We start from the raw sequence: 20,743 nt of genomic DNA, 5'->3' as shown, positions 1-20,743 counted from the left end.
TCATATGCAACAACGTCAAGGTACATTAGTGCCAGTACTAACAAGTCAAGCAGGTAGCTGTCTTACCTTTGCAAATTGGCAAGACGCAAGCGTTACAACAATTGCTTATCAATTAGATGCTTTAATGATAAAGCCTGGCGTAGCTTTTCTTAAAAAATTAATTCAATTACGTGATTATATTTCATGGCCAGGAACTATCGTTTTAAATGCAGTCTTGCCGCCTGCGAATTCAAATGGAATTTATCTAATTCGATCTACTTATGATGGGCAACTTGTGCAACTATCAATACAAGAGCTAGCTTCTTTAATTGCCGAGCTTAAGCCCAATAAGGTACTTTTACCATTAGATAGCTTAACGTTTTTTAACGAATTTTGGCAGACGCTAGTTACTGAAACGGACATTGAACTTTATTTTCCTCAAGGAGAACCTAGCCATTTAAATCTAGATCATTTAAATTATTATGGTATTTATAAGCAACAATCTTTTAAAGACTTTTTTAATGATGTTCAGAAGTTAGATAAGCCTATGTACTTGTTAGGTGATTTTAATCTAGCACAAATGCAAGAGTTGCTTGAAAATAAACATACTGTTGAGACTAATCGGCCTGCTTTGGATGGCATGATGGGCTTATTTTATAGTCGAGAAAAGGATGAGCAGTTAACAATTATTGCTCAAGAAATGAGCATGGATTATCAAACACTGGATAATAGTTGTCAGTGTAAGACCTGTAGCGCACAGCTCACTCGGGCTTATTTACATCATTTACTAGGGCAAACGCCTTTATTAGCACAGCGTTATTTAGTGCAGCATAATTTATATTTTTGCCAAAATTACATTATTAATCAAAATTAAACGCCTGAAATATGTAGATGTTCATTTACGTAAGCGCAAAATACCGATATGATGTCACGCAATCTTGTCCTGCCTTTTGGGGTAAGGCTAAAATGGCGAGTTTGAGGAGAGCAAAATGAGTTTTTTTATCACCGATGCAATAGCTGCAGCTAAAACAGTGCCTACCGGGCAGACTGATGGCGCATTTCCTTTAGTGATGCTAATTGCTATTTTTGTCTTATTTTATTTCATGATAATAAGGCCAAACAGCAAAAGGGCAAAGGAGCACCGTGATTTAATAAGCAATTTAAAAAAGGGCGATGAAATTGTGACATCAGGTGGTATGGTGGCAAAAGTGGTAAATTTGGACGACCAATTTATCAAAATTAGTGTTGCTGAGGGCGTTGACATTTACATCCAACGTAATGCTGTTGCGGCAGTATTGCCTAAAGGTACAGTTAAATCCCTTTAAGGTGGTAGGGACTAGAATTATGATGCATAATAAATATCCGTTTTGGAAAAACATAGCATTAGTTATTGTTGTTATAATTGGCCTTATCTATGCTATGCCTAATTTATATAGCGAAGATCCGGCTATACAAATATCTCCGCAAACAGCTATTGATATTGAGCAACTCAAGCAACAAGTAGCTGATATTCTTGCTGAAGCTAAAATAAATTACAATTCAATGTCGGTAGGCAATGAAAGTGTTGAAATCAGGTTCTCATCAACTGATACACAGTTATTGGCTCAAGATACACTTAAGAAAGGTTTGGGGCAAGGTTATACTATCGCCTTAAATTTAGCACCTGCTACACCCAGCTGGTTTAATAGAATAGGTGCAGAACCTATGAAACAAGGGTTAGACTTGCGCGGTGGTGTACATTTTCTCCTCGAGGTTGACGTTGATAGCTTAATAAATCGGCGTTACGAAGGCTTAATGAAAAACATTGGCCAAGATCTACGTGAAAAAGGCATTCGTTATGCTGGTATACGTTATTTTCCAGATAAAGGCGTTAATATTATATTTCGTACTCCAGATGTTATGGATGATGCTATTGCTGAAATAAAGAATAACTTACCAGGGCTTGTCTTTACTAAAGCAAAAGAAACCAATACCTTAAATGTTACATTAGCACCAGCAGAATTGAATTCAATACGACAAAATACCATTGAGCAAACAATGAGTATCTTGCGTAATCGTGTTAATGAGCTGGGTGTTGGTGAGGCCGTGGTTCAACAGCAAGGTGCTACTCGTATCGCTGTTGATTTACCTGGTATTCAAGATGCTGCACGGGCAAAACAAATTTTAGGTGGAACAGCAACGTTGCAATTTCATCTAGTTGATCAAGAAAATGATCCACAAGTTGCCAAACAAACAGGTGCTGTACCAGTTAATAGTAAGCTATACATGATGGATGGCTACCCTATTTTATTAAAAAAACAAGTGGTTTTAAGCGGAGATTCAATTACCAGTGCCGTTTCTAGTTTTGATCAACAAAGTGCTTCACCCGCAGTACAGGTTCAACTCGGCGGAGGCGGCGAGAGCTTATTTACTAAAATAACTCGAGAAAACATAGGTAAGCGTATGGCTATTGTTTTTGTGGAAACAAAAGCTAGTCTACAAACCGTAAATGGCGTTACAAAACGCGTTACCCATCGTGAAGAACGTGTCATTAGTGCACCAGTGATTCAAAATGCACTAGGCAACAATTTCCAAATCACAGGGCTTACAGATGCTAAAGAGGCAAGTAACTTAGCTTTATTGCTACGTGCTGGTGCTTTACCGGCTGTAATTTACCCGGTTGAAGAGCGCACAGTTGGGCCATCGCTTGGTAAAGAAAATATAAAACGTGGCATAGTCTCTTTAGAAGTAGGTATGGGCTTAATTTTGATATTAATGCTTGTTTACTATCGTTTTTTTGGACTTGTTGCCAACATTGGTTTATTTTTAAACCTTATTTTGCTAAGCGCATTATTATCTGTCATTGGTACTACGCTAACCTTGCCAGGTATTGCAGGATTTGTATTGACAGTAGGGATGGCAGTTGATGCTAACGTGTTAATCTACGAACGAATACGCGAAGAGCTACGTAACGGCATGTCGCCACAGGCTGCAATATACGCGGGCTACGATAGGGCATTCTCAACCATCATTGATGCTAATGTCACGACCTTAATTGTTGGTATTGTGTTATTCGCTATCGGGACAGGGCCTGTGCGTGGGTTTGCAGTTATTTTATCATTGGGTTTATTGACTTCAATGTTGACAAGTATCACGTATACTCGCGCTATAGTAAATTGGTACTATGGTGGGCGAAATGTAAAGAAATTATCTATAGGTATTTAAAGCGAGACATAGATGGAATTTTTTAATCCAAATTCAAAAATAGATTTTATGGGGGCCAGAAAGTGGACAGCACTATTTTCTGCCCTAATTTTTATTATTTCTATCGGAGCTTTATTAGTTAACGGACTAAAGTGGGGGCTTGATTTTACGGGCGGCACCCAAATTGAAGTTTCTTTTCCAGATACAGCGAATTTAACATTGATTCGCGATAATTTGTATACAGCTGGATTTAAAGAAGCACAAGTTATTAGTTATGGCACGTCTAAAGATGTTTTAATTAGTATTGCGCCAAGAATGAATCAAGAGCAAAGTATCTTAGTTGATAAGGTAATGAGTGCTTTACCTCCTGGCGCTATTAAGCAACGGGTTGACTTTGTAGGTCCGCAAGTAGGTGAAGAATTAGCTACTAAAGGTGCTCTAGCGATTATTGTTTCCTTACTAGGAACAATGATTTATATTGCTATGCGCTTTGAGTACCGGCTGGCGGTTAGTTCCGCGGTTGCTTTAATTCATGACCCCATATTAATACTTGGTATATTTGCTCTGTTTAATATTGAATTTGATTTAAAAGCTTTAGCTGGATTATTAGCCGTAATTGGCTATTCTCTAAATGATACAATTGTTGTATTTGACCGAGTTAGAGAAAATTTTGTTAAAATTCGCCGTGCTGAACCTTTAGATATCATGAATATCTCTATCAACCAAACGCTATCAAGAACTATCATGACCTCGCTATTGACGTTATTTGTAGTGGTCGCGCTTTTTGTTTATGGTGGTGAGACAATCCGTGGTTTTTCACTGGCTCTGATAATTGGTATTGTTATAGGAACATACTCTTCTATTTATGTCGCTGGCGCATTAGCCGTTGGTATGGGTTTAGATAGAAAAGATTTTCTTCCTTCCCAGCGCCGCGAAATTGACGATCGACCTTAAACTCAGTAATCCTAAAAAAACAAACCATTCTAGATTGCTTCACCTATGTGAAGGTGAAGCAATGACGACTTTTCTAGAGTTTGCCCATCTTTGCTCGCAAAGCGAAGCAACCCAGGTTGAGCTTAGGAGGCGCAACCTTCTAGATTGCTTCACGTTCACATGACGAAGGTTCCTACTGATGGCATTCAAATTTAATTGAAATGAATTTAAACGAAACTATATTTCGCAAACTTACTTAAACTAGGTATAATTCTTTTTTTTATTATTTAAAGATGATATGAAGCTGTTGCGTGGCTTAAATCCTGCGGCTGCTTTTAAAGCAGGTACCGTAGCGACTATAGGAAATTTTGACGGTGTGCATTTAGGACACCAAGCGCTACTAGCGCAACTTAAAATACAATCTTTGCGATTTAGGCTCCCTATGGTTGTTTTAATTTTTGAGCCACAGCCTAGTGAATTTTTTTATCAAAAGAATGTTCCTGCACGTTTAACTAATTTAAGAGAAAAAGTAGATATGTTAAAAGCGGCGCAAGTTGATTATGTTTGCTGCCTTAAATTTAACAAAAAATTAGCTAGCATGCTGCCTTCTGACTTTGCCACAACTTATTTTTTTTCTTTATTGCAAACAAAGTATCTCTTGATAGGTGAAGACTTTCGTTTTGGCCAAGACCGGCAAGGTGATGTTAATTTATTATCTAATCTAGCTAAGCAGGCTAAGTGCACCTTAGAAACTTTTCCTAACTTTACAGTAGATAACCAGCGGGTTAGTTCGACTAAAATTAGAGAATTATTGGCTTCTAATCAATTAAAGCAAGCACAAGCCTTATTAGGCCGGCCATATAGCCTTTGTGGGCGTGTTGTACCTGGGCAGGGTAGGGCGCGTGAATGGGGGATACCAACAGCGAATCTAAGCTTGCATCGCATTAGCTTACCTTTAAGTGGTGTCTTTTGTGTGCAAGTGCAGCGTTTAAATGGGCAGATTGTCAATGGTGTTGCTAACTTAGGTCGTCGACCTACAGTGGATGGCAGTCGTAATGTATTAGAAATACATTTGTTTGATTTTAGTGGCAATTTGTATGGTGAAATGTTAAAAGTTGTTTTCTTGCACAAGCTGCGTGATGAAGTAAAATTTTCTTCTATTGAAAAGCTAGTTCAACAAATTCATGATGACGTTTTTTCAGCAAAGTGCTATTTTAATGATTTAATAGTATAAATATTAGTTTGATTTTAATGATGAGAGTAACAATAGATGGCAGATTATAAAGATACCCTTAATTTACCTCATACGGCTTTTCCTATGAAGGCAAATTTAGCCGGGCGCGAGCCTCAATGTTTAGAAGCTTGGTATGCAAATAATCTTTATAACCAAATTCGGCAAGCACACGCTAATGATAAGCAGTTTATCCTGCATGATGGGCCGCCGTATGCTAATGGCCATTTGCATTGCGGCCATGCTTTAAACAAAATTTTAAAAGATATTATTATTAAATCAAAAACCTTAAGTGGTTTTAATGCCCCTTTTGTACCTGGTTGGGATTGCCATGGCTTGCCTATTGAATTAAATGTCGAGAAAAAAATCGGCAAAGCGGGTGTTAAAGTAGATGCAAAAGAATTTCGTGCTAAATGCCGTGATTATGCAGCCAGTCAAATTGATATACAGCGAGAAGAGTTTAAGCGCTTAGGTGTTTTTGGCGATTGGGATAATCCTTACGCCACTTATCATCCTCATTATGAGGCAAATATTATTCGCGCTCTGGGTAAAATAATTGCCAATGGCCATTTACAACAAGGGTTTAAGCCTGTCCATTGGTGTATAGATTGTGGCTCTGCTTTAGCCGAAGCTGAAGTAGATTATGAAGATAAAACATCCTCCTCTATTGATGTTGCTTTTTATGCAGAAAATCCCAATGATTTTATCAGCCGAGTTGACTTAAGCCTTCCCACTAAGCCTGTGATTGTACCTATATGGACAACCACGCCCTGGACTTTGCCTGCAAATGAAGCGGTCACTTTGCATCCTGAATTAAATTATGAATTAGTTGATGGTGGTGATAACTATTTCTTAATTATTGATGTTTTAGTTGAGCAAGTAATGAGCCGGTATGGTCTTGCAAATTACAAACGTTTTGGCAAGTTACCTGGTGAAACATTTACCTACTTAAAGTTAAAGCATCCTTTTTATGACAGATTAGTGCCTATTATCACTGGTGAGCATGTAACAACTGACTCCGGTACAGGCTGTGTACATACAGCACCTGCTCATGGTGTTGAAGATTACACGGTTGGCCAAGCGTTTAACTTACCTTTAATAAATCCTGTTATGGGCAATGGTTGTTATGCGGCTGATGTTCAGTATTTTGGTGGCATGTCAGTTTTAAAAACAAATGAAAAAATCATTGAATTGCTTAGCGAAAGACAGGTGCTATTACATAAGGAATTGATTCAGCATAGCTATCCACATTGTTGGCGTCATAAAACACCCATGATATTTTTAGCAACTCCACAGTGGTTTATTTCCATGGATAAAAATAATTTACGGAAAGATATTTTAAAGGAAATTGAGCACGTTAATTGGATTCCAGAGTGGGGCAAGCCTCGCATTAGTAGTATGGTAGAAAATAGGCCTGATTGGTGTATTTCTAGACAAAGGGCTTGGGGTACACCTATACCCTTATTTGTGCATAAATCAACGCGTGATTTACATCCAAATACCTTGGAGTTAATTGAAAAAGTTGCTAAGCAGGTTGAAGAAAAGGGTATTGAGGCTTGGTTTGAACTTAAGACGGAAGATCTTTTAGGTGATGATGCTAATGATTATGACAAGCTAACTGACACATTGGATGTGTGGTTTGATTCTGGCGTTTCACATTACAGCGTTTTGATGCAAAATCAGGCGTTGGGGTTACCTGCTGATATTTATTTTGAAGGGTCTGATCAACACCGCGGCTGGTTTAATTCATCTCTAACAACGGCTGTTGCCATGTATGGGCATGCGCCCTACAAAACTGTGTTAACGCATGGGTATACTGTTGATGCCGAGGGTAGAAAATTATCTAAATCTAAGGGTAACTATGTTTCTCTAGATAAGCTTATTAACCAGCATGGTGCTGACGTGTTACGTTTGTGGGTTTCCTCAACCGATTACCGTAATGAAGTCAGTATTTCTGAGGAAATTATTAAACGAACCAGTGATGCTTATCGTCGTATACGTAATACAGCTCGTTTCTTATTAGCTAATTTAGTCGATTTTGAACCTCGCGAGCATTTGCTTTCTGGCGAAAATTTAGTAGTACTTGATAGCTGGGCTATTAAAAGAGCACAACAGTTACAAGATGAAATCCTAACCGCCTACCAAAACTATAATTTTCATATTATCTATCAAAAAGTTCATAACTTTTGTGCGGTAGATTTGGGTAGTTTTTATTTGGACGTTATTAAAGACAGGCAATACACAACGCCAAAAAATAGCCTAGCTCGGCGCTCGTGCCAAACGGCGATGTATCATATTGTCCAAGCTTTAACTCGTTGGTTAGCACCCATCTTGTCATTTACTGCTGAAGAGATTTGGCAATTTATACCGGGCAAAACAAATGACTCAATCTTTTTAGAAACTTGGTATACAGCATGGCCTGATATTAAAACAATCGATATGAATTTTTGGCAGTTATTACAAACAGTACGTAATGAAGTCAATAAAGCAATTGAAAACCAACGACAGCAAGGTGTGGTGGGCTCTGCTTTAGCTGCGGAAGTTATTTTATATGCAGGTCCTAAATTAAAAGATCAATTAAGTCAGTTAGGTGAGGAATTACGATTTTTATTAATTACTTCCTCTGCAACTGTTGAACCGTTAAATGCTAAGCCTGCTGACCTTAGTGTTAATGCTGAGCTTGATTTAGCTATTGCAGTCAAAGCAAGCGACATGGCGAAATGTGCGCGTTGCTGGCATCGAACAGGTGACATTGGCTTAAATCCAGAGTATGCTGATTTATGCCGCCGCTGTACTGACAATATTACTGGAAAAGATGAGGTTAGGAATTTTGCATGAAAAAATGGCCCTGGTTACTCTTAAGTTTGGTAGTTGTTATTATTGATCAGCTTACTAAATTTTGGGCTGCAACACAGTTACTACCCTATCAACCTGAGCCACTATTACCTATGGTTAATTTTACCTTAGCCTACAATACAGGCGCTGCTTTTAGCTTTTTAAGTAGCGCGGGTGGATGGCAGCGCTGGTTATTTGCCATATTTAGCTTAGTCATGAGTGTAGTTTTACTAGTATGGTTATTGCGTATTCCTAAGCATTTAAAATTACAATTAATTGGGGTAAGCTTAATATTAGGTGGCGCAATTGGCAATCTTTATGATCGGGCTATCGTTGGTTATGTAGTTGATTTTATTGAAGTGTACTATAAAAATTACCATTGGCCAGTATTTAATTTTGCAGACAGCGCCATTTGTGTTGGCGCTTTCTTACTATTGATTGATTTAGGCAAAAATAGCTGTAGACAACGTGCTTAACTGAGTTGATTCAGGATTTAAAATACTTACTGCATCAACACAAGGCAGCGATAAATAATGCTCAGCCTCATCCCATTCAACTTCAGTTGGAAATAAACGTAACATAGGCAAGCAGCGATTTAATAAAGCACAAAACGATAAAGTAGATGGGTAAGGGCGAGCTTGTGAATAGCCAAGAGCCATGACTTGCATCGCTTCAGAAATAGTCGCAATACCAGGTAAGTAATTAATAGAATAAATTGCTGCAGTTTGTGCAATTGCAGGCAAGAAGCCTGGGCTTGAAGCGAAATGAACGCCCGCTTGATAGCAATTTTCTAACTGCTCAGTATTAAGAATATTAGCTGCTCCGATGCGCAGTCCGGGAAATTGCTCTAAAATAGCTTTTAATAAACCTGTATCATGCGTATTAATTTCAACGGCTGAAAAACCTGCTTGGGCAACCTGCTCCAACCTGTTAAAAAGTAAGGCATCCACATCCAGTGTGACGATGATTGTCTGTGTGTTAAATAATTTATCAGTCATTATACTCTTCATGAACAAACGGCAATGCACTTATGGTAGAAGAGTTAGCGCTTCTTAGCAAGTATATTACATGCTTAGATTGCAAAGTCTAAGCATGGCTTTAAGTTTCTTGTCTAAGCGCTTTTATAGACAAGCATCGCCAAGCCGCGGTTGTGATTTATTTTATACTAAGTAAATGGAGCCTGGGAGCAGGCCCATAGCCGTCAGGCTAAGCGCCCAAGAGTCAAGGTAGAGGCAGGCAGAGGTAAATTTGGTCCCTTTTTGGAGGCGCCGAAACCATCCATGCGGCTCGATGTTGTGCATCCATGCACAACCACGTTCCAAAAAGGGACCAAACTTACCTCTGCTGTGAGACCGTAATTACTCTAAACATATTATTTTCTATGGTGATAAGAGAACTATTTGCTTAGCCTGACGGCTATGGGGTGCAGGCCCAGAGGGCTGGAACCCAGGTTTCCACATCGTTTCACCTAGGCATAGCAATGATGATTGATTTAAATTATGGGTGAAGTGTAGAGGCTATGGATTTTTTTGTAGCCTGGGTGTAAGTCCGCAAGGACTGCAACCCGGGTTTCGCTGTGCTGCACCCAGGCTACAAGATCGTTTTGATTACTTAATCTATCCACGCAACAATATCAAGCGCGTTAGCGGAAATTATTATTTTCTATACTCTACAGCACAAAAGCTTGACATAAAGTCAAGATCATCATCCGAGCTATTAGGGCACGGGGTAATAGTTTTTAGTTCATTTTTTTTATTAGCAGGGTTAGGAGAACTAGAAGAAAATAGTCTATTCCTTTGAGGAGATGGCCCCTTTATAGAAGATTGCGAGGGTGTAGATTCATTGATAACAGTTTTTTCTTTTTGCTGCATCTCGGTAAGTATAGAAAGAACTTGTGATAAATCTTTTTTTATTCCTTGTAGTTCTTGTTGACTCATGTCGTGTTTTTGTTCAAGTATTGTAATCTTTTCTTGTAGCTTTTCTTCTCTTTCCGCAAATAATTTTTGCTGAGACATTAGCAGACAGCTTGTTGGGACATGAGCATTTGGCCAATTATTTCTAATTGATATATAGCTAAATAGGCGGTGTGAACGTCTGAAGCGGACCTATTCTCATAGGCTAATAATAAATTGATATAGTGATTTCTGTCTTCAATTGCAATTTTCTCATGTACTGCTAGTTGGCAAATGCATTCTCTGACGCCTTGGTTTAGGCAAATAGCCACGAAAACTTGCTCTTTGTTATCGGGCGCAATAAAACGCTTAATGGCAGGAAGCGCATCGTGCTCATCCTCCATTGGCTGTGCTAAATCGCCTTCCTGTAGAGAAGACATGTTAACATTAGCCACCGATGAAGCTAATAAGCCTAAATGAGCTTGTAGTTTAGCAAGAATGATGTTTACGTCAGTCTTACTAATTTTTTTGGCATCAGCTTTATAGGAAGTTAAACAGTCAGGGTATGTTTTTTTATTTAAAGTTTGCGATTCTTTGACGTTAAGGAAGTTGGCGTTTATTGTTTCCAACCCTCGGCTCAGTTCAATCAGAGCATTGAACATATTTCCCTGGTTTCTTAAAAGTCTCTGCGTGTTACTGCGAGTAGCAGCAGAGTCGAGCTTTGGGCCACGATAGATACTTGATTCTTGGAATGACTTATTATCGATATGTTTAGCTATTTTGGGTTCTATCTTAAATTGCATGTCTACCTCATATAGAGTTTGGAGTAAAATTTAATAATTTATCAACCATTGTTAATGGTGAAATAACCTAGATGTGTGTTTTTTACTTTTTACTTTTAATGCAGTCATCTTTGATGATTTTTGCTTATTTACACTAAGAAAAAATCATTCTGGGTGGGTAAGTTTACATATTTTTATATAAATATCAATAGCCTACGATTTAAGATTGAAAAATCACGTTGCGGTCAAATGCCTTATATGTAGGGTATAGTTGCGTGGATAAAATAAAAAGCAGCCACTTACTTTAGTCCATTCGTTCGCCTTTGCGAGCGAAGCGAAGCAATCCAGCTTGGGCTTTGGAAAACGCACTTGTCTAGATTGCTGTCTTCTAGCTTGGTTTTCTACGCAACAGTGCCTATATGTATAGCCAGCAATATAAATTAAACACAAAAATACTGATACTGGCCAGTGTAACGTTTTAAGGCTTAGGTGTCGTTGCAAAGGGTGTTGGCGCTGAGGTTTTATTGTTATTATTTTTTTGTGCTTGTAATTGCTCTTTCATGGTGATTTGCTTTATTTCTGAATCTAAAGCCTCAGAAAGAAAATTTTCTAATTGCCTTGCTGAACTACGGGAGATAGTTGGCTTCGCATGTTGCATTGTGTTTGTTAATTTTAAATTTGGATTGGCTTCCTTTAATTGTGCTGCAATATTTGCTTTAGTGACTTGAAGTTGATTAAGTTTATTGTTTAACGCACTAACTTCATCTTGTAAGGTTTTGTTTCGCTCGGTCGCCGCTTCCAGTCGCTTCCCATGGAAGGCCTTTTCTTCTTTTTTATTTTCTTGAACAAGGCTTTTAACGGCTAAAATTTCTGGTTTAAGCTTATTGAATTTCGCCTCTGCTTGTAGCTTATTATCCTCGGTTAACTGCGTGCCAGTTACTAAATAATACTTATTGTTTTGGATAACAACTCGTTGATCAGGCTTTAAGATAAAAGCCGCCTCTTTAAATGAGTCTGTTTCTTTACCATCTTTATCAAAAAGTTTTTTCTCCTCATTTACGACAGCAAGCATGTCTTTTAATCCTGCCACTTGCAAGTGTAATTTATTATGTTCATGGAGCAATTCCATTGCTTTTTTGTCTTCATTATTAGCAATCAACTGGCTAATTTCATCGGTTTGCTTATCTAGTTTAGACTCAAGCTCATTGATTTGCCCTTTAATAGCCTCTTGAGCATTATCAGCAGCTAATAATTTTTCACTAAGCTCATCTAGCTCGTTTGCGCCTGGTTCAAGATTTTTTTCGTAACGGTTATCAATTGTTTCACCATACTCGGCAATCTTATCTAATTCTTGCTGAATTTTTTCCTGTTCAGCTGATTTTGTAGCAAGTTCATCCTGTACTTTATGCTCAAGGCTCTCAGCAAATTCTAGCAAACCTAGTAATTCAATAGGATCTTCCGTGTGGTGAGCTTTTTCTTCTTCTTGATTATGATGCAATAGTTTATCAATTTGCTCTTGAACTCTTTCACAAAATTCTTGGTAGCGCTCCTGATATTTATAAGTAAGTTTATGGAGAATGTATGCTAATAAATGGTGACGCTCGGCTTGCTTTTCCATTATTTTTTCACGTAGAGCATCTTCTTGCTCAGCAATTTCAATAAGTTCTTCTTGGGCAAGCTCGCGCACAGTTTCGCCGGCAGGCGTATGTAGGAAGGCAATCACTTGACTTGAGTTTTGTAAGCCATTACGACTTAGAAGGATTTCCTCAAAGGTAGGATCATCTTTGCTGAGCTCAGTTAGCCAATTATCCAATGCAGCAGCAGTTAATTCTACCTGTTTACCTTCAGTATTAGACAACAACACGGATTCTTGTGCTGCCTTGCTCACTGTTTTCTCTTGGGTTGATAAACTTGAATCTGTAAGAGGGGTTAATTCAATTTCCATAGCTAAGCTCAATAATCACTTAAGTTAATTATAATGAAATAACTGGCCTTATAAAAGCCTTGATGACTATTTATAGTCCAGCTACAGGGTTATGCTACCAACAATTTGCAACCGTTCCCGTAGGAGTACCCGCAGGGCCTGCAGTAATTCCTTTTACCCCTAAATTGTTTATTGTTAACGTTTGGCATCGCTTATCAGTCGTTGCTTGTTGATTGTTCGGTACCGCTTGTAAGGTATAACTTGAAGCTGTTTGAGCTGAAATAGATAGGGTATACCAGCCTTCTGGTGATAAGTTACTTCCTCTTACATCGGTTGCAGCACCCGTTCCAATGGTAGCAGTTTGATAAGTATTTTGTTGAGCATAATAGCGTTCCATTCGGCTAGCTAAATCAAGTAAGGCAGCTTGCCCATCAGACCGTCTACCGCGAGATACATAATCTTGATAACTAGGGTAGGCGATGGTAACTAGGATAGCGAAAATGACTAGAACAATCATCATCTCAATTAAACTAAAGCCCTTATTTAAACGTTTAAGCATAAACATGCTAATTTCCTTATTGCTGTCAGTGATATTAAATCGCTAAAATGCTGTGGTTTTATTATTTTAACTAGTTATATTAAATATTGCTAATCGGAGCTTTCACATCGTTAGGTCACTGTTAGTTAGTGCAAACCCTTGTTGCTTTGGTTGTTTTAATTCAGTAAATAAAGGTGAATAATGATACTCTTTTTGCTTGGGCAAATCTGTGTTTGCAGGAGAGTCAGTAGAAATGGTATTTAATAATAAAGTAAGAAAACGTGGATTATTTGCAGTGAATGTTTTCTCAAGCTTATCTAGTCGAATTGGTTTTTCTAGATAATAATTCTTATCTTCATTAATATGATAAAGCTTTGCATCCTCTGCCGCAAACGTCATATGATATAAATACTGTCGGCAAATCTGAATTTTTGCCAAGCAAAACTGCTTAACATGACCTGCCTGCTTATCAAGCCAATTACTACTATAAGTAATTCCTTTTGCCGCTAAGCGAAATACGCCGCCAACAGAGTCATCCCATATAAAAGCAGTCGCTAAGATTGCGAGTCCTAGTGTGTAAGCTAAAAGTCGACTAAGGGGATTAAGAATCGTTAACAGAAGTCGAGTAGAAAAAGATAAGAGTTCAATCAGAGGAAGAATCAGGAAATTTTTAATTGTCTGGAAGATAGGATAGGTAAGTAGCAGAAAGCCATTCATAATAAAATTGATAAATTTATTAGGATGATAATGACCAATAGGGTTGGTGTAACCGTACAAAGGCAATAAGCGAAAACCAGTTAAATAATTTAAATTCCCAGGGCGCTTGGCAAAATTGATAAAATGATCACCAATAGGTTTTAACTTACCTAAGCCACCTAATAAACGGCTCGCAAAATTCGTTATGCCTCGAAAGGGAACATGGATTAATAGGGCCCCCATTTCTAAAAATGGAACAGTAGCTAAGGCTAATAAAAAATCTAATGTGGCAGCGCCTATTTGTTTTAAAAATAACATAGCTAAATTTTTACTTTTTTTAAGGCCATTTAGGAAACCCGCTTTGTAGCCATAATAATAAGCTTCTATTGCTGGACCTAAAACAATTTTACCGAGGGTAGAAAGTCCACGAAAAAGCCACTTAATAGTACCTAAAAGCCAGTCATTACCTGGGTGCATGATGGTATCATAAATAGCTGCCCCACCTTTTGCGCCTAGTGCTAAGTAATTAATTTCAGGGCGCGGCCCCATTTCTTTTTGCAATGCTGGAATAAGCTTGCACATGCTATAACCTAGCCCCATTGCAAGCGTAATTATAATAGCAACTTCAGCAGGCTTGTCGCGTAAAACGTTCACGGCATTAATAAAAAAATGATCAAGGTCGCCAGCTACAATGATGCCTTGCCAATAAGTAACCGCGGCAGAAATAGCTTCAGACATAGTGCCATGGCTCATCCATTGTCCGAGTTTCTGAGTTGGCTCAATGCCAGCAATTAACCCGTTTAAGTAAAGTTTATTCAGCACCGCTTTTAATACTTCAGGTGCAACAATAGCACCACCACCGTAAATATAGGCCAGTAATGCTAATGTTCCTATAAGCGGATTTTCCTCACTTTTATCTACAAAAAACATACCTAAATGACGAACGACACTAAGCAATCGGTGCAGTGGGTTAGTATAAAAAATTGCATTCGGCATATGTTCTTCTTTTACAATAATATGCTTACTTTTAGTAATATGTTCTTGAATAAACGCATCTAAAGATTGACCATTTTTTAATAAACCATGACCAATCATTATTTCTACTATTGATTTAAAAAAGGCAGGCTTATCTAGGATGGGTTTTGTTTCTTGTTTTATTTGCTTGGCTTTTTGATGATCTTTATGAATATGATTTACAAAATCATAATACAAATCTTGAGTAAAAAAATAATGCAAGCTATGCAGGCTATGTTTAAAAAAGAGTGGAATGCGAGAGAAGAACGCTTTAACTTGTAGATTAATTTTTTCGGGTAAAAAAAGATGCTTTTTAGTTAGGTGACTTAACGTTACTAAATCTTCTCCACTTGGTAAAGGATAAAATAAACCATCTTGTTCAAAGTAATGTAAAGCTATCATGTTATTTTTTACTCTGATAATAGCTCGATTTTCATGAGGTAAATCAGCCCAACTACCATTTGCTTGGGTCGTTAAAAGGTCATAAGCATGTTGTTTAGAATTAGCTAGAAGGCCTGGATGATTTAAATGGGTGAAATGAGCAATTAATGCTTGTAAACTTGATTGCCCCTGTTGGATAGGGCCGACAAACTGGTAATAAGGTTTAATGGTTGTTAGAGTCAGGCCATCGCTGCGTATTTTTATATGTTTTTCTGTAATTAATTTTTCTTTAGCGAGATGGTTAGCTAAGTATTTTGAGTTTTCATAAAAATCATAAAAAAATGCGGCCAAACGCTCAAAACGATTAGCTGGCGTTTTATTAAGGGATGGGGCGGCTTTGAGGTTATACAGTTTGCAAAGGACTCGTAACGTATCATCAAGTTCTTTTTCGTCTTGTTCGACATGAATGTCACTATCCCAAACAAAACATGCCTGTCTTTCCGCGGCAGATTGCGAAGCATCAGTAAAATCAAGTTGATCGATTCGTGAGACGGGAAAGACGCGATTAAACTGATAATATTGTGCTGTTTGTTTCGTATGATACAAAATATTACCTAAATAACCCTCAGAAACCACCGAGCTATTCGCTAATAATCTATTTTTATCACGGCATTGTTCAATAAGAGAGATGACTTTAGTACGTAGCTTTTCTTGACCAGTCCAATCATGGCTGGCTAATTTCCGCTCTTCTTCAAGTAAGTCTGATAACCCTTGGAGACAAAGCCTTGCATAATAATATTTTTTTTCTTGGTGTTTATAGCGAGGATTGGTATAACTGTCTGAGCGAATTAAATAGCCGTTAATCTGCCTTATGCATTCAGCGACTAAGGAAGAAACGCGTTTGCCCGGTAGTTGTTTTAATTTCTCTGGATCGCTTGTAAACAATAAAATTTGTGAGGCTGATTTATTATGATTCGCTATAATTCGTAGATAATCTCCACCTGGCAGGCAATAGTCCATGTGATAATAACCGAAAATAACTGCACCGGCCTGAGCGCCATGGATGGAACCAATGCAAGTACTTTCTACGCCATGATTTAAAGGGCGTACTTGTAGAGGTACTTTCATGAAGGAATTTTTTATATCTTTTAAATTAGACATTTATGTTTAATAAGCAGGGGTTATTACTCTTAGACTATCACTATATTAATAAGCTCGAAACGGTCTTATGCTATAAATTAGCTTATTAATTTCTTTGCTATTTTCAGTACTTTTAAATAATGCATGTGCTTATAGATTTGTTGCAGATTAAATTAAAATCTCTTAATATGATTTTGTTTTTACCTAGATTGAATTGCGCCTCAATTGACCGGGAGCCTACTCACAAGGCATCCTTATTTGACTTAGTTAATTTTATTCTTGCTGCTGTTAATTCTTTCTATATTAATTAAAAGACCATCACTGTTAAGGAGCATAGGGATTGAAGACGTTGATGCTATTATTACTTGCATTACCGCTTATGGTGTTTGCTGAAAACACGTCGCGGCCGTCTTCATTGACTAATCCGGCGCTATCTTCTCCTAATCTATCCTCAGAAGAGGTACAAAAAAATACACTTGAGCAAGCAAAAACGGCGGCGGCTAGGGGAGCAAGCTTATCAGCGACTGGATTTTCTGCCGCCAGTAACAGTGCAGATGATGGCCAAGATGCCGCGGATGATGAAGAAACGAATATCCATTTAAAGTCAAGCACGCACATGGGGGATGTGTTAAACCAACGGTTGCCAGTGTTTGGACGCAATTTATTTGGGCGGCAATGTGAACAATTACACCAAGCACGATTTTTTAATCCAGAATATCGGATAACGGTTGGTGATGAAGTGAATGTTCAGATGTGGGGTGCGTATCAGTTGTCGCAACGGATTACGGTTGATAGTCAGGGGAATATTTTTATCCCAGACGTAGGGCCTGTGAAAGTGGAAGGGGTTGAAAACCAACAATTAAATGAGGTCATCCAACAGCATGTGAAAAAGAGCTTTAAGAAGGGCGTGAATCTGTATGCTGATTTAGTGACCGCGCAACCGGTGCAAGTGTATGTGGCAGGGTTTGTGAATTCACCGGGCCTTTATGATGGGCTATCGTCTGACTCGGTGATTTACTTTCTTTGTGCCGCCGGTGGCATCAATTTAAATGAGGGGAGCTTTCGTGACATTGCAGTGATTCGCAATGGCAAGCCGCTTCGCCAGGTTGATTTATACGATTTTCTGTTTAAAGGCTTTGTCACCCCGTTTCAATTGCACCAAGGGGATACGATTTTAGTCAAGGCGCAAAAGTACATTATCTCGGTGGCAGGGGATGTGAAAAGTTCTTATCAATATGAATTGCTAGACCAAGAATTGCCCTTATCCGCCTTAATGAGCTTAGCGAATGTCGAGCCGACAGCGACTTACGTGCGCATTCAACGCAACCAAGGCCGCCAGCCAACCTTTATTTACGAACCCATTCACTCTTCCAAACCGCTTAAAATCAAAGCCGGTGACCGCATTACCTTTGTGGCGGATAAAGAAGTGCAACAAACGTTGATTACGGTCAAAGGCCAAGTCAAAGGACCGCATCAATACGTGGTCAAACAAGGCACCACCTTGCGCCAATTTCTAAAAACACTGCCGCTTGCGCCGGATGCTAATCTCGCCAATGTGCAACTGTTTCGCGAATCAGTGGCAAGACAACAAAAAGAAGCCCTCAATGCCAATCTCGCTCGCTTACAGCGCCAGACCATGACCGGTGAAACACTCACCGGAGATGATGCCAAACTGCAAGCCGCACGCTCGGAATTAATTACTAAATTTGTGCAAGAAGCCAAGCAAGTGGAGACCAAAGGTCAAGTGGTCTTAGGTGAGCCAAGCCAATGGGGGCACATCCTGTTGCAAAATAATGATGTCATTAATATTCCTCCGCACTCCTCTGTGGTGACCGTCAGTGGCGATGTGGTGAATTCCATCTCGCTAACCATCAATCCGCAGTATCGCTTGATTGATTACATTCAAGCGGCCGGTGGCTTTCAAAAAACAGCCAATCAAGGTGAGTTTTTGTTAGTCAGACAAAATGGCCAAGTGCAACTGGTTAAACACTCCTGGCATTCAGGACACGTAGGACTCCAAGGTGGCGATCAGCTCATTGTCTTGCCTAAACAAACTGAAAATGGCATTAAAGTAACCGGCATGATGTCGTCTATCTTGTATCAGTTGGCTTTGGCCGCGAAAGTGGTCGTAGCTCTTTAGCGCCTACAAGATAGCACCTGTCTCTTGGTCACATCTCATTAAGAGACAGGTTCGCAGGACCAAAACCTGGATTGCTTACTTTGTTTTATCCAGGTTACTTGTTAGATAGGTGAGCTATTGAGTTGTAGTAGTCATATATAGCAATCAGACTGGATACCGTAGTCAAGCCACGGTATTTCGATAGAATGGCAAGAAGCTAAAGAGAAAACGAATTACCGCGGCTTGACCGCGGTATCCATCGATGTGGCACTTAAGTTAGGGAAACATGTGAACCTACGGCCTATAGTTAATAACCCTAGCCTGGGTGCAGGTTTCTGTCTCTTGATGAAATTTACCAAGCGGCAGGAGATAGCAACCAGATAATAGTTGCAGTGACAAATTTCCTGCACGCTGCTTCTTAAGATTAAAATTTATTGATCCTAGAATACGTGTTAAAATGTTTTAAAAATAAACATGGTTGGAAATGAATGACAAGTTATTGTGGTTATATTGCTTTAGTAGGAAGACCTAACGTAGGTAAGTCAACGCTACTTAACCAAATTTTGCAGCAAAAAGTAAGCATCACTTCCCGTAAACCGCAAACGACAAGGCATAGTATTTTAGGTATTCATACGGTTGATGAGTATCAATTTGTTTATGTCGATACGCCAGGTATTCATCAAGGTGAAAAGAAAGCAATCAATCGCTTAATGAATAAAACAGCAAGCAGTGTGTTGCGTGATGTTGATGCAACAGTGTTAGTGGTTGATGGTACACATTGGACTGATGATGATGAAAAAGTATTGCAGCTCATTAAACAAGTGGCAGTGCCTTGTATTTTGGTTATCAATAAAGTAGACAAAGTGGCTGATAAAGCCCAGCTTCTACCCTGGATAGAAAAAATGAGTCAAGCTCATGATTTCACGGCTATCATTCCCTTATCTGCCCGAACAGGCGAGCAGGTTGATCAATTGCAGACTGCGTTAAAAGATTTATTACCAGAAGGACCGCATTTATTTGCCGACGATCAAGTGACTGATCGCTCAGTTCGCTTTTTATGTGCAGAATTGCTGCGAGAAAAAGTATTTCGTCTTTGTGGTCAAGAGATTCCTTATTCCACAACCATTGAAATCGAGTCATTTAAAGAAGAAGAAAACTTAGTAAGGATTCAAGCATTAATTATGCTTGATAAAGCAAACCATAAACCCATTGTTATTGGCGAAAAAGGACAAAAGCTTAAAGAGATTGCCACAGCTGCCAGGCTTGATATTGAAAAACTCTTAGATAAAAAAGTTTTTCTCCAATGTTGGTGCAAAGTGAAATCTGGTTGGGCTGACAATGATCGCTTACTAAAACACTTAGGCTATGACTGATAATTCTTTAAATGCGTGGTTGCTGCATAAGCAGCCACTCGGAGATACGAGTTTAAAAGCTATTTTTTATACGCGCGAGCAAGGTATTATTCCTTGCGTGTATAAAGGCGGGCGCTTACCTAAAAAACAAACTTTGCTACAACCATTTATTCCTTTGTGGCTATCTGTTAGACACCAAAAGAATTCTCAATGGTGTTACGTTAGTCAAATCGAGAATACGGGCCCATCTTTGATTCTTAATGGTGACTCCTTGTTCGCAGGCCTTTATATTAACGAATTAATCTATTATTTATTAGCGGATTCAGAACCATCTACTTTATTCTATGACAGCTATGAATTGACTCTAAAGGCATTAGCACAAACGCAGGCACGATTAGAGCTTGAAGCCATATTAAGGTATTTTGAATACAGGTTATTACAGCTATGTGGTTATGCTTTTTCTTATACTCACGAAGCTTATTCTTATCAATTAATTGATTTAAAAAAACATTATACTTTTATTGCCGGCCATGGCTTTGTACCAGCTCACCAAGGTTTATTAGGAAGTGATATCTTAGCTCTTGGCCAGGGCCAGTTAAATACGCCACATCTTTTAAAGCTAGCTAAACACATTATGCGCCAAGCAATTAACCATGCTTTAGACGGCAGAGCGTTAATTTCGCGAAACCTGTTTAAGATGCGAACTTCCTTTAAGCATTAGATAAAACAGACCTACTGAATACT

At 38.7% G+C, this 20,743-nt stretch carries 16 protein-coding genes; 10 read left to right on the top strand and 6 right to left on the bottom strand.

Translation table 11 applies throughout. From position 1 onward, the window contains the following. Window positions 1–4 precede the first annotated feature (4 nt). From DYE47_RS09435 to lspA, 7 genes are all read left to right on the top strand, one after another. Window positions 5–853, top strand: a complete 849-nt coding sequence (locus tag DYE47_RS09435) for a tRNA guanosine transglycosylase family protein (protein ID WP_115303030.1) — start codon at window positions 5–7, stop codon at window positions 851–853. Between the two features lie 115 nt (window positions 854–968). Continuing rightward, window positions 969–1,304: a preprotein translocase subunit YajC gene (gene yajC, locus DYE47_RS09430; RefSeq protein ID WP_115303029.1), complete on the top strand. Its 336-nt coding sequence runs from the start codon at window positions 969–971 to the stop codon at window positions 1,302–1,304. 22 nt (window positions 1,305–1,326) lie between these two features. Further along, window positions 1,327–3,183: a protein translocase subunit SecD gene (gene secD, locus DYE47_RS09425; protein WP_115304058.1), complete on the top strand. Its 1,857-nt coding sequence runs from the start codon at window positions 1,327–1,329 to the stop codon at window positions 3,181–3,183. A gap of 12 nt (window positions 3,184–3,195) precedes the next feature. Beyond that, window positions 3,196–4,116, top strand: coding sequence for a protein translocase subunit SecF (gene secF / locus DYE47_RS09420; protein ID WP_115303028.1), 921 nt, complete (start codon window positions 3,196–3,198; stop codon window positions 4,114–4,116). Between the two features lie 277 nt (window positions 4,117–4,393). Next, window positions 4,394–5,329: a bifunctional riboflavin kinase/FAD synthetase gene (gene ribF / locus DYE47_RS09415; protein ID WP_115303027.1), complete on the top strand. Its 936-nt coding sequence runs from the start codon at window positions 4,394–4,396 to the stop codon at window positions 5,327–5,329. Window positions 5,330–5,365: 36 nt separating this feature from the next. Continuing rightward, window positions 5,366–8,164, top strand: coding sequence for an isoleucine--tRNA ligase (gene ileS / locus DYE47_RS09410; RefSeq protein ID WP_115303026.1), 2,799 nt, complete (start codon window positions 5,366–5,368; stop codon window positions 8,162–8,164). Next, the gene (gene lspA / locus DYE47_RS09405) at window positions 8,161–8,637 is read left to right on the top strand and encodes a signal peptidase II (protein WP_115303025.1); all 477 of its coding nucleotides are present in this window, start codon (window positions 8,161–8,163) and stop codon (window positions 8,635–8,637) included. Before ileS ends, lspA begins: the two co-directional genes overlap by 4 nt. Here lspA and DYE47_RS09400 read toward each other — a convergent pair. The 6 genes from DYE47_RS09400 to DYE47_RS09375 all read right to left on the bottom strand — a co-directional run bounded on the left by DYE47_RS09400 (window position 8,605) and on the right by DYE47_RS09375 (window position 16,549). Further along, window positions 8,605–9,162: a bifunctional 4-hydroxy-2-oxoglutarate aldolase/2-dehydro-3-deoxy-phosphogluconate aldolase gene (locus tag DYE47_RS09400; RefSeq protein ID WP_115304057.1), complete on the bottom strand. Its 558-nt coding sequence runs from the start codon at window positions 9,160–9,162 to the stop codon at window positions 8,605–8,607. The two genes, lspA and DYE47_RS09400, sit on opposite strands and share 33 nt — an antisense overlap. Before the next feature lie 654 nt (window positions 9,163–9,816). After that, window positions 9,817–10,176 (bottom strand): hypothetical protein, encoded by a 360-nt coding sequence (locus DYE47_RS09395; RefSeq protein ID WP_115303024.1) that lies wholly within the window; start codon window positions 10,174–10,176, stop codon window positions 9,817–9,819. Then, window positions 10,176–10,856, bottom strand: a complete 681-nt coding sequence (locus DYE47_RS09390; protein WP_115303023.1) for a hypothetical protein — start codon at window positions 10,854–10,856, stop codon at window positions 10,176–10,178. Before DYE47_RS09390 ends, DYE47_RS09395 begins: the two co-directional genes overlap by 1 nt. A gap of 457 nt (window positions 10,857–11,313) precedes the next feature. Further along, the gene (locus DYE47_RS09385) at window positions 11,314–12,780 is read right to left on the bottom strand and encodes a hypothetical protein (protein ID WP_115303022.1); all 1,467 of its coding nucleotides are present in this window, start codon (window positions 12,778–12,780) and stop codon (window positions 11,314–11,316) included. Between the two features lie 94 nt (window positions 12,781–12,874). Next, the gene (locus DYE47_RS09380) at window positions 12,875–13,324 is read right to left on the bottom strand and encodes a type IV pilin protein (RefSeq protein WP_115303021.1); all 450 of its coding nucleotides are present in this window, start codon (window positions 13,322–13,324) and stop codon (window positions 12,875–12,877) included. Window positions 13,325–13,420: 96 nt separating this feature from the next. Further along, entirely contained in the window at window positions 13,421–16,549 is a 3,129-nt protein-coding gene (locus tag DYE47_RS09375) for a hypothetical protein (protein WP_115303020.1), read from the bottom strand. A gap of 319 nt (window positions 16,550–16,868) precedes the next feature. On the opposite strand from DYE47_RS09375, the gene DYE47_RS09370 reads away from it, so the two are divergent. From DYE47_RS09370 to recO, 3 genes are all read left to right on the top strand, one after another. Next, a complete protein-coding gene (locus tag DYE47_RS09370) occupies window positions 16,869–18,668 on the top strand; it encodes a polysaccharide biosynthesis/export family protein (protein WP_147285929.1) in 1,800 nt (599 codons plus the stop codon). A gap of 467 nt (window positions 18,669–19,135) precedes the next feature. Further along, window positions 19,136–20,020 carry a GTPase Era gene (gene era, locus DYE47_RS09365; protein WP_115303018.1) on the top strand — a complete coding sequence of 295 codons (885 nt, stop codon included), beginning with the start codon at window positions 19,136–19,138 and terminating at the stop codon, window positions 20,018–20,020. Then, window positions 20,013–20,720 (top strand): DNA repair protein RecO, encoded by a 708-nt coding sequence (gene recO / locus DYE47_RS09360; RefSeq protein WP_115303017.1) that lies wholly within the window; start codon window positions 20,013–20,015, stop codon window positions 20,718–20,720. The genes era and recO overlap by 8 nt, the downstream gene beginning before the upstream one ends. The last annotated feature ends 23 nt before the right edge of the window (window positions 20,721–20,743 follow it).

Origin of the sequence: Legionella beliardensis (assembly GCF_900452395.1) — a bacterium.
GTDB lineage: Bacteria > Pseudomonadota > Gammaproteobacteria > Legionellales > Legionellaceae > Legionella_C > Legionella_C beliardensis.
Note: the sequence above shows the minus strand (reverse complement) of the source record. Positions and strands in the feature narration are given on the sequence as shown.